Origin of the sequence: Bacillus mexicanus, from assembly GCF_050445615.1 — a bacterium.
Classification (GTDB): domain Bacteria; phylum Bacillota; class Bacilli; order Bacillales; family Bacillaceae; genus Bacillus; species Bacillus mexicanus.
This window is the reverse complement of record NZ_JBCEYV010000003.1, coordinates 13,588-29,131: the sequence shown is the minus strand read 5'-3', so window position 1 is coordinate 29,131 and position 15,544 is coordinate 13,588. Positions and strand designations below refer to the sequence as shown.

The 15,544-nt window shown below is 31.1% G+C and carries 17 protein-coding genes; 3 read left to right on the top strand and 14 right to left on the bottom strand.

The genetic code is table 11. The features are described 5' to 3' along the window. Positions 1–2: 2 nt before the first annotated feature. The 7 genes from AAGG74_RS14625 to AAGG74_RS14595 all read right to left on the bottom strand — a co-directional run bounded on the left by AAGG74_RS14625 (position 3) and on the right by AAGG74_RS14595 (position 8,640). Positions 3–704 (bottom strand): WecB/TagA/CpsF family glycosyltransferase, encoded by a 702-nt coding sequence (locus AAGG74_RS14625; RefSeq protein ID WP_429675950.1) that lies wholly within the window; start codon positions 702–704, stop codon positions 3–5. Positions 705–797: 93 nt separating this feature from the next. Continuing rightward, a complete protein-coding gene (locus tag AAGG74_RS14620) occupies positions 798–2,072 on the bottom strand; it encodes an oligosaccharide repeat unit polymerase (protein ID WP_429675949.1) in 1,275 nt (424 codons plus the stop codon). Positions 2,073–2,089: 17 nt separating this feature from the next. Further along, positions 2,090–3,385 (bottom strand): nucleotide sugar dehydrogenase, encoded by a 1,296-nt coding sequence (locus AAGG74_RS14615; protein ID WP_429675948.1) that lies wholly within the window; start codon positions 3,383–3,385, stop codon positions 2,090–2,092. 11 nt (positions 3,386–3,396) lie between these two features. Next, the gene (locus AAGG74_RS14610) at positions 3,397–4,464 is read right to left on the bottom strand and encodes a glycosyltransferase family 4 protein (RefSeq protein WP_429675947.1); all 1,068 of its coding nucleotides are present in this window, start codon (positions 4,462–4,464) and stop codon (positions 3,397–3,399) included. 265 nt (positions 4,465–4,729) lie between these two features. Beyond that, positions 4,730–7,417, bottom strand: coding sequence for an Athe_2463 domain-containing protein (locus tag AAGG74_RS14605; RefSeq protein ID WP_429675946.1), 2,688 nt, complete (start codon positions 7,415–7,417; stop codon positions 4,730–4,732). Positions 7,418–7,421: 4 nt separating this feature from the next. Beyond that, positions 7,422–8,090 (bottom strand): hypothetical protein, encoded by a 669-nt coding sequence (locus tag AAGG74_RS14600; RefSeq protein WP_429675945.1) that lies wholly within the window; start codon positions 8,088–8,090, stop codon positions 7,422–7,424. Between the two features lie 97 nt (positions 8,091–8,187). Continuing rightward, complete coding sequence (locus AAGG74_RS14595; RefSeq protein WP_429675944.1) at positions 8,188–8,640, bottom strand: hypothetical protein; 453 nt, start codon at positions 8,638–8,640, stop codon at positions 8,188–8,190. Between the two features lie 33 nt (positions 8,641–8,673). On the opposite strand from AAGG74_RS14595, the gene AAGG74_RS14590 reads away from it, so the two are divergent. Next, positions 8,674–9,225 (top strand): hypothetical protein, encoded by a 552-nt coding sequence (locus AAGG74_RS14590; protein ID WP_429675943.1) that lies wholly within the window; start codon positions 8,674–8,676, stop codon positions 9,223–9,225. A 24-nt stretch (positions 9,226–9,249) separates the two neighbouring features. On the opposite strand, the gene AAGG74_RS14585 is transcribed toward AAGG74_RS14590, so the two are convergent. Next, positions 9,250–9,555 (bottom strand): hypothetical protein, encoded by a 306-nt coding sequence (locus AAGG74_RS14585; RefSeq protein ID WP_429675942.1) that lies wholly within the window; start codon positions 9,553–9,555, stop codon positions 9,250–9,252. A gap of 151 nt (positions 9,556–9,706) precedes the next feature. On the opposite strand from AAGG74_RS14585, the gene AAGG74_RS14580 reads away from it, so the two are divergent. Next, on the top strand, positions 9,707–11,296 hold the full coding sequence (locus tag AAGG74_RS14580; RefSeq protein WP_429675941.1) for a putative polysaccharide biosynthesis protein: 1,590 nt from the start codon (positions 9,707–9,709) through the stop codon (positions 11,294–11,296). A gap of 41 nt (positions 11,297–11,337) precedes the next feature. Here AAGG74_RS14580 and AAGG74_RS14575 read toward each other — a convergent pair whose 3' ends face one another. Further along, the gene (locus AAGG74_RS14575) at positions 11,338–11,898 is read right to left on the bottom strand and encodes a hypothetical protein (protein ID WP_429675940.1); all 561 of its coding nucleotides are present in this window, start codon (positions 11,896–11,898) and stop codon (positions 11,338–11,340) included. Between the two features lie 155 nt (positions 11,899–12,053). On the opposite strand from AAGG74_RS14575, the gene AAGG74_RS14570 reads away from it, so the two are divergent. Beyond that, entirely contained in the window at positions 12,054–12,434 is a 381-nt protein-coding gene (locus tag AAGG74_RS14570; protein WP_429675939.1) for a hypothetical protein, read from the top strand. 9 nt (positions 12,435–12,443) lie between these two features. Here AAGG74_RS14570 and AAGG74_RS14565 read toward each other — a convergent pair whose 3' ends face one another. The 5 genes from AAGG74_RS14565 to AAGG74_RS14545 all read right to left on the bottom strand — a co-directional run bounded on the left by AAGG74_RS14565 (position 12,444) and on the right by AAGG74_RS14545 (position 15,527). Beyond that, a complete protein-coding gene (locus AAGG74_RS14565; RefSeq protein WP_429675938.1) occupies positions 12,444–12,647 on the bottom strand; it encodes a hypothetical protein in 204 nt (67 codons plus the stop codon). 101 nt (positions 12,648–12,748) lie between these two features. Then, positions 12,749–13,159: a hypothetical protein gene (locus AAGG74_RS14560; protein ID WP_429675937.1), complete on the bottom strand. Its 411-nt coding sequence runs from the start codon at positions 13,157–13,159 to the stop codon at positions 12,749–12,751. A 24-nt stretch (positions 13,160–13,183) separates the two neighbouring features. Further along, a complete protein-coding gene (locus AAGG74_RS14555; RefSeq protein ID WP_429675936.1) occupies positions 13,184–13,951 on the bottom strand; it encodes a hypothetical protein in 768 nt (255 codons plus the stop codon). A gap of 165 nt (positions 13,952–14,116) precedes the next feature. Continuing rightward, the gene (locus AAGG74_RS14550) at positions 14,117–14,536 is read right to left on the bottom strand and encodes a putative periplasmic lipoprotein (RefSeq protein WP_429675935.1); all 420 of its coding nucleotides are present in this window, start codon (positions 14,534–14,536) and stop codon (positions 14,117–14,119) included. Between the two features lie 31 nt (positions 14,537–14,567). Next, complete coding sequence (locus AAGG74_RS14545) at positions 14,568–15,527, bottom strand: outer membrane protein assembly factor BamD (RefSeq protein ID WP_429675934.1); 960 nt, start codon at positions 15,525–15,527, stop codon at positions 14,568–14,570. Between the last annotated feature and the right edge of the window lie 17 nt (positions 15,528–15,544).

Below are 15,544 nucleotides of genomic sequence, written 5' to 3'. Positions count from 1 at the left end.
AATTAATTCCTCTTAAGCAAAAACATTAGGAGTTTAAAAATACGGCCAATCCTTTTGGGCTGCAAAAACACCCTATATAGCCATTCTAAGCCGATTTTTTGCATCCATAGTGGTGCTCTTTCTAAGTTTCCGGAAACGACATCAAAAGAACCACCGACACCCTGAAATATATGAGCATTCAATTGTTCCATATTTTGTTCAATCCATTTTTCTTGTCTTGGGCTACCCAAAGCCACAAATAGAAAATCTGGCTTTGCATTATTTATTGTTTTTTTTATATATTCCTGATCTTTCTCATAACCGTCAATAACCCCGACAATACGTAGACCTGGATTTCTTTTTTCTAATATTTCTTTTGTTTTTGCAGCAACCCCGGGTTTGGCACCATATAAGAATACAGATTTATTCTCTTTAGAAGCAGTTTCGCAAAGTTGTTGAAACAAATCGCAACCAGTAACGCGTTCTTTTATATTGCCATTTTGTTTTTTAGAAAGAATAACTACACCATAACCGTCTGGGATTTGATAAGTTGCGCTATTTAGTAATTCCTTTAATTTTGGATCTTGGGTTCCTTGCATTATTTTTTCAGGATTGATAGCAACAATGAATGACTTTTTCTCATTTTCTATGTCTTGTAATAATTGTTTTTTCAGATCTTCGTAACCTAAAGTGGTTACATCGAACCCTCTAATGTTTTCTTTCATATGATTCCTCCTGTTATGACTAATAGAAGCTTTAAATATATTTTTTTATAATTGCAAAAAGCCTTTAAAAACATAAAAAAAGAAGCGGAATACTCAATCCGCTTCTTTGTTAATAAATGAAGTTTTTCTTGTTGTTAATGAATAAATGAGCATAGCAATAAAGAAGATAAAGAATACAATATCTAACAAACCAGTATGAATTGAAATAATCATTAATGTTGTTAAAAAGGCATATGATATTTTATATCGGTTTTCATTAGTTGATTTCAAATTATTGTAAAGCGAAGAAAGTAATAATGAAACTAAGCCCACGCCTACAATTAGTAAAATATAACCTCCATCTAGGAATAACTGACCTAAGAAACTAGGGGTAGTGGTTCTACCTTCTCTGGTAACAAGAATGCTATTGTGTGAAAGCGAGTTTACTTTGTCGGTAACAATGGATCTAGGGGATTCGTTCGTTCCAGGCAATACTGTCCCTAACGCAGACAAATGAAGTTGACCTTTAAGTGTCCCGTTTTGTTCTGTATACTGGACTATTCTGCTTAGTACTACTTTTCCATTAACGAATTCAGCAGTTATTACTCTGAACCATTTTGGGGTTTTATTGATTTTAACAATATCTTTTTTAGTTTTATTGTCAAGATCAGCGTGTTCAGTAGGATTTTGATTAAATTTAATTGTTTTGTCTTCGGAAGCAACTCTAAAATATCCAAATGATGACAACCCAATAGAGAATAGCAATAATATTAATACGACAATTTTAAAGTCGAATTTTTTGAATTGATAGTGGAAAAACAGAATCAAAGTAAAAACAATCATAAATAAATTAGTTCTATAACCAATTAATAAAATCATAAATAATATGACCATTGCTGATATTAATATAATTGCAATACTTTTTTTCTTGCTAATTTCTTTCCTTGTGATGTATTCAGTTACCAATATTAGATAACCAAACCATAAGAAGGCTGAAAAGAAATTAAGTTTTGGATCTATATTTCTTCTGATTGATTCATCTAATATCCCGAGTTGACCGGTAATAACCATATATCCATAACTCATCAAACCTATCAAAGTTAACAAAATTATTCCGATGTAAAATAATTTTGAAAACCAAGAAACAGAAATCATAGGTAACATAATATTTTTCTTGTTAACAAAATAGTAAACCAGATAATAAGTTACAGCTGCGACAATGATCAAGGGATAAGTTGACTTTTCTAAATGGAATATATCCGATCTATGCTGATCGAATATATTGCCGAATAGGTTATAAATTATTAGAACAAAAGGGAAAAAGATAGCAGGAGAAAATAGATCGACTTTGGATAATTTGTTATTAAATTTTTTGAGTTTTTCGATCAAAATTTTCACCCTTTAATTTAGAAATAATAAACCTTTGTATTTCCTGTAGGAACCTTTTTAAAGAAATGCTTGGTGTCAAAAATAAAAGCATCATCATTCATTAGAGAAAGAAGTTTCTCATAATTGATATTTTTCATTTCTTCTTGTTCGCATAAAACAATTAAAGCATCCACTTCTTTTACGGCTTCATATGGATCTGATTCTTTGAAAGGGTAGAGGGTAGGAACTGCTGGATCATAAGCTTTTAATGATTTGACTTTTTTAAAAAGCGTTTCGGAGATATGAACCGGAGGGCTAATGCGGTCGTCATTTGAAAAATCTTTCATTGCGAGGCCAAAAACAGCTATTTTAGCATTTTTTAAAGATTTCCCTGATTCTTTGAGTTTTTCATCAATCATCGAAATAATATGCTCTGGGATTCGATCATTGTATTTTCTGGCTTCTTTGGAAATTGAAAGTTCGCTTAAGACTCCAAGTTCTTCAGCTTTAGGAACTAAGTAATGGAAAGCGTTAGGTAGGCAGTATCCGCCAACACCTGGACCTGGGATTAAAAGATTTACTCGCGAATGTGTATTTGCCATTTGTATTAATTCTCTAGGGTCAATGCCCATCTTTCTTGCCATCGTTGCATATTGTTGAACCATTGCAATATTCACATCTCGTTGAGCATTTTCAATTACCTTTGACATTTCGACTATTTCCATCGCAGAGGCAATATGTGTTTCGGCTTTGGTTACTATTGTAAGAATTTCTTGAGCTTTTAAGGCGCTTTTTCTATTAACTCCGCCAATCACTAAAGGCATTTCTACAAATTCTTTAAAAGCCTTACCTTCAGCGATACGTTCTGATGCGTAAGCTAAGTAAAAGTCTTCACCAGCTTTAAGACCTGACAGTTCTAACATAGGTTTAAAGTATTCGTTGGTGAATCCAGGTACAACTGTGCTTCTTAGAATTACCGTGTCGCCTTTTTTTATTTTTTTGGTTAGATCGAGAGCAACTTGTTCAATATGGCTTCTATTCAATTCGCCATCCTTAACTGGAATGCCAACGGTTATAATGTATGAATCAACAGTATCCGGAAGATCTAATATAGAAGTTTGAGCAGAATATCTTTCATTTCTAATTTCACTTCTTAATATTTCTTGAATACTAACATTATTAAAACTTTCTTTGTGATGGGTTAAACCCTTATTTATATCATTTACTAAATCCTTATTAACATCGACACCATAAACTTTAGTATTATTCATAGCGAAGCTTAAAGCCAACGGTAGACCAATAAATCCTTGTCCTATCACAGAAATTTCTTTCAAAAAAACCACTCCTATAATGTTTTATATAAATCTAAAATTTTCTCAATCTGCTTTTCTATAGTGTTTTCCTTTGATTTTTCATACCCTTTAATAGATAAAGAGTTTTTTATGCTTGGGGTATTATAAATTTCTAATATTTTTTCAGAGAATTCTTTATAGTCATTAAAAGAAACTAAGAATCCATTTTCTTTATTTTGTATTATTTCGGGAACCCCGCCGATTTGATGTGTGATTACAGGAGTCCCGCAAGCTATGCTTTCTAAAGCAACTAAACCAAATGCTTCTCTTTTAGTAGGGAAAATAAAAACATCAGCAGAGTTAAACCAGTCTGGAACTTCGTTTTTAGGTATGGAATCGTAAAAAGTTACATTAGAAAGATCTTTAAATTTTTGATGTATTTTATTTTTGTAATCTCCGTCTCCAACAATAGTGAAATGCAGGTTATCGTTATCTTTTAGTTCCTCGACAATTTTTTCAAAAACATCGATTCCTTTATCTTTTATTAATCTACCTAAATAAAGAATGTTGAATTTATCGGCGGGCAACCCTAATTTTTTTTTAATTAACTCTTTATCTTGCGGAAAGAAAAGAAGGTCATTAACACCGCAATTGATAGAATGGGTTTTAAATGATTGGGAAGGGAATTTTAAATTGAATTCCTTTTGGAGATAATCACTAACCAAAATGATTTTGTCAGAGGAAGGGAGGAGAAAAGACATTAATTTGTCCTTTTTTAAACCGCCTTTTAATAAGTCACTTCCGTGAAATGTAAGAACAATTTTTTTTCTGAAGAATTTCTTCAAAATAGGAACAATTAATGCAGTAGGAAAAACATAATGAAAGTGATATATTTTATTTTTGGGATTAAAGGCTGAAAAAAGAGTTCTACACCAAATAGAAATATATTTCATCAAGGCTCTTTTCCTATTACCTTCTGCTCTATCAAAAGATACTATCTTTTTAATAATAACGCCGTTTTTCTCTAGTTCTTCGGATTGTTCTTTTACGAACGAGCCATATGCAGGATCGTTTAGTGAAGGGTACATATTTGATACAATAACAACTTTATTTTTTTTCATTTGTTCACTCCACTTGACGAATGATGTATTAATTATTTGCAGTATTAAATATAATTATCTTCAACTCTTTTTTTCAATAGTTGAGATATGATTTATTAAACTAGCGGTTTAATCTCACTAATACAAATGAGTTTTTTTATTTTTTTTTAATTCCTTCAATAATTGCCTTAATTTCTGATAATGGATTAATGCGTTATTTCGGATTATGAAAAATCAGGCACCTATTGGGTGCCTGATTGAGTGAAGTGAACAAACAAAGTGTTTATCATTTGAATTTAGGATTACTCCATTTGTAACCTGAATTAATAAGGTTTGTTTGATAATAATATCTAAAGTTCTCGTTAGCTTTAAATTCAAATGTATACTTACCTGGATTCAAATACGGAATTTTTGTTCCGGATATTGGATAATTAATATTTGAAGAGTTATAAGATGAAGGTTTTTGGAATTTTGCTGCTGTATCAGCGTTTGGTAAGAAGAACAATATTTCGTCACAAGCATATTGGTGATCTATATCCAGATAATAATGATTATAACAAGTACTTGGAATATTATATGAAACAGTTCCTAAAGCAATTTGTTGTCCTTTTGAATCATCTGTGTTTTTCTTATAGACTTGAAAATTGAATGTTCCTCCAGTAGGCATATATCTTCCGCGCTCCTGGTAATAGCCGTTAGATAATTTATTTGGGATAAACATTGATTCAAAATCACCCATAACATTGTTATTTTCTAAGTTTGGAAGTTGAAAGAGTTGTGAAAAGTGATTTGGATTCGATACATTAGTTTCTGGAGTTGTTACAGAGTACTTAGGAATCGGTTGAGGGAAGAAGCGATAGAGAACATAATGATACGCTTGCATTCCACTTTCCACAGTAGTTGATGGATAAGTGGGATAATGACCTGCACACATTTTAATAGGATTGGAACCTCCTGATGTATTGAAGTAACTAACGATGCTATGTTCAACTTCATTACATTGTGTGGCTGCGATAGAAGGTCTAGGAGGGAAGTAGTTTATTGTACTTTCGTCCTTATTGTTTTCGTATGAAGGATCACCGTTATAATTCACCTCTACGGCATATTCAGGGATTTGAACGACTATTTTGAACTGAACCAACTGATAAGTGTCCGGATAATGATTTTTAACCCAATTTGTAAATACGTTTCTCCCTATATTATAATAGTTGTTTTCGCCATATTCTAGAGAATATGAAGGAGTATAACTAGCTACTAAAACATCGTCAGATGTAGTTGGAGTGAATTTTGTGTCGTATATAGAGATAGTGTATTTCTTTTTGTTGGTTCCAGAAAGACATTTTGCATTGGAAGTGCTACAATCTTGTGTGATTTTTGACCACATTCTACTTTCCACTTTCACTTTAACATCGCCAATTGTATTATCGGTGCTATCGTTATCACTAATGATATCCACAATAGCATCAGGGTTACGAATTGTTATAATTTTTGAATCAGTATTGTTAGAAGGGTTGATATCATCTTCGAATCCTCCTAAAGTAACTTTGTATGTTGATGTTCCAGTATAATCTTTAATTGTAGGCGTGGTGTGTGTTTTCGTATATGTTAAACATTCCCCAGAGTTCATATGAGAAATCGATTGTTTCTCGGTAGATTGTCCAGAAAACCCGTATTTAGCAAAAACATTGAAAACCTCAACATTACTGTTATTACACACCTTAAAAGTAACATCAATAGATTCTTTGGAGTGTGGGTAAGTTGGAGTATGGTTTGTAATTGTGACCGATCCATCTATTACTTTATTTTCAATAGTAAATGACTTGTTGTCCTTATTGTTATTCCAATTAGATTCATCCTTTGGATTTTTATGATTTTTATTAACTTCCATATAATAAGTTGCAGTAGTATCAGATGATACACTTTTTGCTGTTTCGCTGAGACTACTAGAGTAACAATCATTAACACCAAGTGTTGTTTTAATTGTCTTCGATTTACTCGCTGATCCTTCTCCGTAATGGATAACTGGGTTAGCAACTGAAGTTTCCCCATTATTACATATTTGATATGTTATAGTATAATTTTTTCCTTCGATTACAGTGGATGGATTAATGCTCTTTATCTTAATTGATAAATCTCTTTCTTCTTGAAGAAATAAACGATGTGGTGGAATTACAAAAGTTGCTGACCAATATGTGTTACTAATGTTGCTGTAATAGTAAGTATTAAACACTCCAGCAGAATAGGTGTCTGGCCATTCAGATACACTTGCATAATCCTTAAGGTTGCTACCAACTAATGTTTTTCCTAGTGCATCATTATATGAAGGGAAGTAACCTCTCGAGCCTTTTGAACAATTGCTACCACAGTTCATCAAATAAATTCTATCGATGGTTCTATTCAATTCATCTTCGGCGTTATATGTTTTGTCGGTGTGTTTGTCGTAATAACTAGTGTTTGTTGGTTTGTTAGTAAACGGCTTCGTTGGACTGTTCTTAATATTTGTATTTAGGTTGGTATTTGACCAAGGGTGGTAAGTAAATGGTTTTGTGGACACATAATTTGCAGTAGGAGCTACATCTGGATATTCCGGATTGGGGAATAGTTGTCCTTTGGTATTGTATCCATAAAATTTTGGTTGTCCGGCACTATATTCTTGTACTTTTCTGCCTTCATTCTTTACATCTGAGGGACTTCCGTAAACAATCAAGCACTTATTGATTGCGTAGTTTTTATTGATTGTTAAAGTCTTACCAGCCTTTGAAATATATTTGCTATAATCAACATCAATTGATTTTAGATAATCTTCAAATTTCTCCTGAGTATCTACCTCGGATAGTCTCTCGGAAGAGGGGTTACACCCATAAATATTAGCTGCTTTTACGTTATCTATATGAAAAGTAATAACACCTATAAAAGCTAGTCCTGTAACCAAAACAGGAATTAGCCAATTGGATTTTTTATTTTGTTTATTCATTTGATCACCTCCTTCTAAAAACAATGAATAAACCGCCTATTAATAAAATTACAATTCCACTAACGATATAAAAGATAGTGTTTTCATACCATTTTGTTTCTATGTCATCTGAAAATTTATGAGTGGCTTCGATCAATTTTTTTTGGGTTAGATAAGGCATATATTCTTTTTGGAATTTTTCGTTTGCATAAACAACTTTCAGTTCAGAGATCTGTTTATTGGTTAAATTAATATTTCCGCTAGAATCTATAGATTTTAAAGCCTCGTTTAAATTCGATGAGACAGGTTTACTTATGTTTTTGGATACATTTATTTTAGAATCAGGAAATTCCGGAACAAATTGATAAAATAGAACATTAAGTTTTTCAAGGTTGTTGACTTTTGAGTTGCTGTAGTATGTAGCTAATCTAGACATTATCTCACCAATAGCATCGTCGTCCTTAGTGCTAATCTTTTTTTGCAAAAAAGATGGAAGCTCTAGAAAATAAACTAAAGTTTTTTCGTCTTCATCCTGATAGTAACGTATAAGGTTGTAACCATCATATTTTTCTTTTACAAGTGTAAGGGTTGTTTCGTGATTTTGTTCTTTGTTTTTTGTATCTAGAGTATTTGCTGAGGCAGTTGATGGAAGAATTAAAGCTGATAAAACCAGCACAGATACTAATTTCTTCATTTAATTCACCCTTTCTTTGTTAATCAGTACTGTAAAAAATATAAACGTAATAGACTTAAAATCAAGAAGAAAAAGTAGAAAGGAAGCTAATATATCCTTATATGTGTTTGAATAAATCTGTTATTTGTAAGATCGATTCTACTTCCAGTTTATTTGCTATGTTGTAAAGGTCTTCGCTTATATGAGAAGTGAAAATGATTATTGGGATGTCTAACTCGCTTAATTTAGATAATAAAATTATTTCATCCTTATTGCCTTCAGAGAGTTCAATTATGATTTTTTCATATTTTTTAGTAATGCATTTTTCTAATATCTTTCCGATATTTCTTGGAGTTATCCTTAACCGGTTCGTATCAGAAATAACTTTGTTCTTGTATAAAACTCTTCTTTTGTTTTCTTGAAATTGAGTATAAAAATGTTCGGCTTGAGAATTAATGTCACGGTTTAAATAACGTAGAAGCAATGATTCTATAGAATATTCATTTTTATATAAGGAACAAAACGTAAAATGAAAAAACATACTATTAGACAACAACAGAACTGGTTTCATTTATAAGCTCCTTTCCAAAGTGGAGGTAAGGGAATGGCATACATATTATCAGTGGTTTTATTTATTGTTCAGATTTTATTTTCTATTTACATTTCGAGAATTTCTAAACCGTTAAGAGAAATTAATAAAAAAATAAAAGATGAAATTGAAGTTTATTTAGAAAAACAAGAAAAAAAATATGATCTAGCAAGTCCAAATTTGATAAGAATAAGATTGTTGAGTATTTTCTCATCTATAAAAAATGATAAAGAAAAAGATGAAATTAGAGAGTATTTAAAAAAGATAGTTAGGAGAAACAACGGAAAACCAAAAAAGTTGCTCTTGCTAAACCTGTCAACAATTTTCTTTTCTTTAATATGTTTATATACACTACTCTTGTTTGTGCATAGCGAACCTTTCATTTATTTATCATATCTCGTAGACATTCTAGTAATCTTAATATGGATTTCAAGAAAAAGATGGATATTTTCGATTTTATTTGGAGTCTTTGGATTCTTCGCTTATCGCTTTATTCCAGCACATATAATGCTTTGGGTAGGTTTAAATCTTGTGGTTGGAATTATAGCTTTGCACAAAAAAAAGTAGAGTGAATAACTCCACTCTACTTTTTTATTCCCTTGTGAGATACGCTTCTAAAGCTGCACAATATTCTTCTAATTTTCCTTCGTCGTCTTCTCCTAAAAGTTGGTTGCTCTTTCTGATTTCGAAATAAGGGTAGGAAAATTCATTAACAGTTAAGAGTTTTAAAGTTGGATCTGGCTCAAACTCTCCGATTGCCAAGATCTCCAAATCCATTTGTTGAGCTAGTTGTTTAAAATCATTTATGCGCTCCCCAATTTCAATGTACTGTATATCACTGAACATAAATTCACTGTAATAATAAACATATTCTTTTTTTGCTATTAAAGCTTTCATTTAAGCACACCTCCTATAACTTACTTTTAATCTTTATAAAAGTATTGGTTTGTCCCTTTAATATTTAAGTTAGTTGAGTCATTGAAAAAATAATAACCATAAAAATAGAATTAAAAAGAAATTTTTTAAGTTAATAGAAGGGAAGGGTAACGTGAAAAATTCGTTTCTGCGAGGAACATTTTTATTAACAGCTGCAACTTTTATTGTGAAAATATTCGGGTTCATATATGTTATTCCGTTCGTTGCAATGGTAGGAAATCAAAAATATATATTGTTTGAGTATGCATACAAACCTTATATAATTTTGTTATCTATTGCTACGCTTGGTATACCAAGTGCTGTTTCAAAGTTCGTTTCAAAATATAGAGAGAAGGGTGATATGCATATTATTAAAGCTTTGCTGCGATCCGGAACTATTATCGTTACTTTAATGGGTATTATCGCGTTTCTAGCTTTGTATTTCGGGGCAGATACGGTGGCATCTTGGCTGGTTGATCCAAAAGATAAAACAGGGAATTCAGTACAAGATGTTGCTTATGTGATTAAAATGGTTAGTTATGCATTAATCATTGTTCCTCTATTAGCTATGACAAGAGGTTTTATCCAAGGATATCAGGAAATGAAACCAACTGCCTACTCTCAAATAATTGAACAGATAGTTAGGATAGTAATAATTATCATTGGAACTTTTGTCATTGTTAAAGTGCTTAATGGTTCACCCGTAAAAGCAGTAGGATTGGCGACATTTTCTGCATTTATTTCAGCCCTCGTCGCATTGATAGTTGTTTTCTGGTATTTAATAAAAAAAGACTATGGATTAAAAAATATAAAGGGGAAAGTTTCTTATACCAAGTTATATAAAGAGCTCATTAAATACGCTATTCCATTTGTTTTTGTTGGCCTAACCATTCCGTTATTCCAAAGTATTGATACCTTTATGATTAATTCTGTGTTGATGAATAAAGGTTTCAATCTGGGAGAAGCAGAAACTATAAATTCATTAGTTTCCCTAATACAAAAGATTGTTGTAATTCCAGTAGCATTGGCAACAGCATTTAGTGTGTCGCTTGTAGCCTATATTACAAATGCTCACCAAGGAAAAAGAGTTGAAGAGGTACGGCAGCATATTAATCAATCTTTTAAAATTGTAATGTTTTTTGTTCTTCCTTCTATTTTCGGTATGCTTATTTTAAGTAGAGCAATTTTCGGAAGTGTTTATGGAACAGAACTATTAGATGACGGAGGACATTTAATGGCCTGGTACTCTGCAAGTGCACTTTTTTATTCGTTGTTTTCGATTACTTCGGCAATATTGCAGGGGATGGATCAACAAAAATGGGTCATATATAGCTTGATAATAGGGCTAATTCTTAAAGTTGTTACAAACTTCCCTTTAATATTAATTTTCAATGGAGAGGGGACTGCTTTATCAACATATTTAGGTTTTGGGGCGGCAATTGGTATACAGATGTACTTCATTCAGAAAGTTGGAAGGTACAAATGGACTGAAAACTTGAATTCTATAAGAAATATCTTTAAACAAACTTTAATAATGTCTATAGCTTTGATGCCTTTCGGTATTATCTCGTTGTTTTTCAGCAGTTTTATGTCGCAATTCATAATATTAGTTGTCGGAATGGTGGTAGCTGGTTTTATTTATTTTAATCAAGCATACAAAAACAAATCTTTGTTTGATGTCTTTCCTAAAAATAAAGTGGATAAATTATTAAAAAAACAATAAATTTTCAAAACAAAAAGAGCAATGAATTTGTCATTGCTCTTTTAATTTTGAAGTAAAGCTAAACCAAAATTAACAAAGTTGGGTTTTAATAGATCGACAATATAATATTCTCCTTCTTCGGTGTATTTGAAATCTATTATAATTTCGTTTAAATACATTGAATGATTTCCTGCGGGAACATTTATATTTTTCATAGCTATAAGATGGGGCTGGATTCTAAGTTTTGAAAGTTTCGAAGGCAATCCTTCATTCAAAAATATTTTCCTTCCATCTTCATAAGATTTAAGAAATATGGGTTTATTTATGCCAGTTATTGCTTCATTTAAAGGAAACAGGTATCTGGTATCAAATATATTCAATCTTTTTAGGTCAACAAAAATTACTTCCTTGTCTTTTCTGTTGATTTCAATAGTTAATAAAATGTTATGTTCGGAATTAAAATAAGTGTTAATTGATGAGTTACTATTATTTAAAGTTTTAGTTGCTGCGCTTAAAAATACTCCATTGTGTAGGCCTGAATTCAATGTGGTTTTGTATGTTTTTTCGCTAAGAAGTACTTTGTATTTTTTATTTTCAAACATACAGTCTTGTATACGTATCATTTTTACACCTTCCGATAATTGTTTGGTTAATTATATATAACTTGAATACATACTTAGAAGAGGGAGAATATATTTAATCGTCAAAACTCAAAAATAAAACGGAATATTGATATTTTTGAATAATTAGTTATAAAAGTAAAAAGGGGGCGGTGAAAATGCAATATTTAAGCGATAAAGTATTTCATTTTCTTGAGAAATCACCATACTTTTACAAGAAAGAAAAAATAATTGGCGGGCAAAATAGTGGCGATATTATTAAAGGGGATATTGAGCACCTTAACTATATATTTTTTGAACAGCAAAATAGTGATCGCATAATTGCTGAAATTTCCATTCCTGTCAAAAACCCTCACGGGGAAATCAAGTGGAAATTCATTCAGTTAAACGATAAAGTCTCTAGACCGACTTATCAATCAGTGAATACCAACTTAGATATTATGCCAGTATGGTTTAAATCTTTAATTTTAGAGGTTAAACATTTGTATGAAAATAAAGTATTTTTATTTAGATGTTTTTCTTCAATTAATAAAAACTGATGTTAATCATCAGTTTTTATCTCTAAGCAATTTCATATAATTAGCTAAACGGAATTCGTCGTTTGTTATTTGATCTTTGAATATAATTCGATAAGATTCTTTTTCAGTCTTCATTTCTTTAGTTAAGAGCAAGTTCAGTCTAAATTGTAATAAGCGATCGTTTTCTATTTGTTGTTTTACTACATCTTCGTTGTATAAAATTGATATTTCCAATATTATCTCTCCAATTTTAATTTTAATTTGTATTACATTATATGCTTATTTGAGAATAGAAAGAAGGGGGGAGAAAATAAAAAAATAAGGTTTAGAACACCTTATTTTTTATTTAACCCTAAAATTCGTTTGAAGTGAAATAAATACTTCAACGATCTGTTTAAATAATGTCTGTTTGTTTCGCCGTATTCTAATATAAACAAAAAGCGTTTTTTATCTTTCTTGGTTATAAGATTTCCTGACCAATAACTTATCATACTTAGGCGTAGTACTTCTATGTAGTAATAAGGAAAAACGACCGAATCAAAAGAAAGAAAATCTTCTTCATAAACATTTCCTGTGTAACCCTTAATCTGATAATGTAATGAAATTTGTTGATTTTTTATCTGGATATTTTTAAAGATTGCTTTGACTGGTTCTCCTGCTAAAGAAGATCTTTCTTTGACTGAATTTGATGCTTCTTTGAAACAACAATCTATAAAAGATGAAAGTTCATTATTGATGATTGACATAAAATAATCCTCCCAGAACAATTTTCATATTAATTTATATATTATTCTGGTTATAATAAGCAATGACATAATACCGACAAATGAAATCCAGACTATAGGTTTACAAACTATATCGATTGTTTTACTAAAAAAGGTATCATCATCTTGCCCATTATTGGTAAGCATTTTGGTGTTTAAAAAATCAATTGAACCTTCTTTTATATTAGAACTTGAAACATCGCTTGAAATTGTAAATGAGTTATTTATTTGCGATGCTTCTGACAATAAAGTTGAATTGTTTTCGAAATGATAAAATTCTAATTCTATTAAGGTTCCTTTGTATTCTTTCCAAAAAAGAGTGGTATATATTTCTCCGAACTGAGGTGAAGTTTGAGTTAATTGTAGTTCTATGGTTTCGTTTAATTCATCAACCTTGTAGCCTGTTATAGTTCTTCCAAGGGTAACTGAAATTGGGTTAAGAACTCTATTCATATTTTGTTTATCATCAGAAGTTTTTTGAGCATAATCAATTACGTTTTTATATAGTTTGTATTTTTCTGTGCTGCTTGATAAATGGCGTATAAACATTTGCGAAAGACCATCTTTTCTAATAAATATCGCTGGAGAGTTTTCTCTTTCTTCTGGTGATAAGTTTTGTTTCATCTCATCCGAGAATATGTACCAATCATTCGGAAAAGAAATTGAGTATTTGAATTCAGGATTATAATAAGTACTATTCTGACTGGCTGATATGTGATGTTGGGGGAAAAATAAAGCGATAAATGAAAAAGCCAAAATAAATCGTTTAAACACGCCACAACCCCTCCTTACTAAAAATGTCTTATATATAAAATCCTCAGAAAAGTAAAGTAAAAAGGTAAAAAAATAAGGGTTTTTTCAACCCTTATTTAAGTTGCAAGAAATACAAACAATGGTTCCAAAAGAAGATGCAAATTTAAAAACATTATAAGGTGGTATTCATATATCGTATTTTGTTTCTATGTCATAGATTTTATAATCTCCATTGTTATTTTTCTTGATTGTAAATACTTGAACTTCTTTGAAAGAATCATATTTGTCATTTTCGTCTACTCCGGATATAACAAGAGATACACTAACAACAATTCTGTTTTTTGTGATTTCATTAAAACTAATTTCATTTAAATCATATGAGTACTTATATTTTTCAAAAGTTAGACGATATTCATCATAAAGTTCGTAATATTCTTCGCTATCTTTGGAGATGTAAGACATAGACCCATCTAAGTTTTCTAGTAATAATTCGTCGTAAAACATTTTTATAGTTTTAGTTATTTCGGATTTTATTTCTTCTTCATTTGAAGAGCAAGCTGTTAAGAGAAGGGAACATAAAAATAGTATATTTAATATTTTCTTCATTTTTTGGTCTCTCCCGAAATTAAAGAAACAATCATTGTTTGGTTGCGGAAGTAGAAGACGCAGGTGTAGAATCTGTGACGTTTGCTTTGGTTGCATTTTGTTTTGCAGTCTCTTCGGCTGCTTTTTTGAGGGCTTCTTGATTTTCTTTATAGGCTTTAGTGAAATTCAAAGTGTTTTTTATATGTCTAATAGATTTACCTTCATTGTTAGTTTCAGACACATAGTCGGCCATTTGATTTTGCAATGATAAGAATGTTGAATTAAATGATTCTGGAGTAACTCCGTTAGTCAATGCATCAATGTCAGACAAAGCCTCGGCATTTTTATCTTCGATTGTTTCGGAAAGTTGGCTCTCTATGGAGTAAACATATTCAAAAAGATCTGAATTAATCTGTCTTAATATATCTTGTTTTTGGCCAGAAATGTTAAACGACTCATCATTTACACTTTGTCGAACTTCTGTAACTCTTGAGAAAAGAGACTTTGATAAAGATTTCATATATGCCAAGTTAGTTCCTCCTGATGTTTGTACTCTTCTTTTTCCTGTGTCCCAAGCATCGATAATATTTTTTGTTTCAATATATTTGCCTTCTAAATAATTTGCGAACTCGTCATAGGTTTTCTGTTCTTTGTATGCTTTATTTACTAAATCATAAGCCTTTGTTACATTTTCATCGTCTGGTGCAAGTTCTTTTGCTACTTTTGCATATTTCATAGCTTTGTAGTTATCCTTGCTATTGTAATACGAATTTGCAAGTTCTTTTGCTGTTGTGAGCAGTGCCTCATCAACTTGTTTTGAGTAGTCAGAGACTTTGTTGTCATCTGGATTTTTTTTCGCATAATCACTGAAAAACTTTTTTGCTTTAACCAAGCTTTCGTAATCACCTTTCTCTAATAGAGATATACCTTTTGAATATTCTTCTTTGGGACCGCCGCAAGCTGTGAGCAAAAGGATAGTAGATGCTATTCCGAGTGTAACTTTGATATTCATACAATCACCTCATTTTT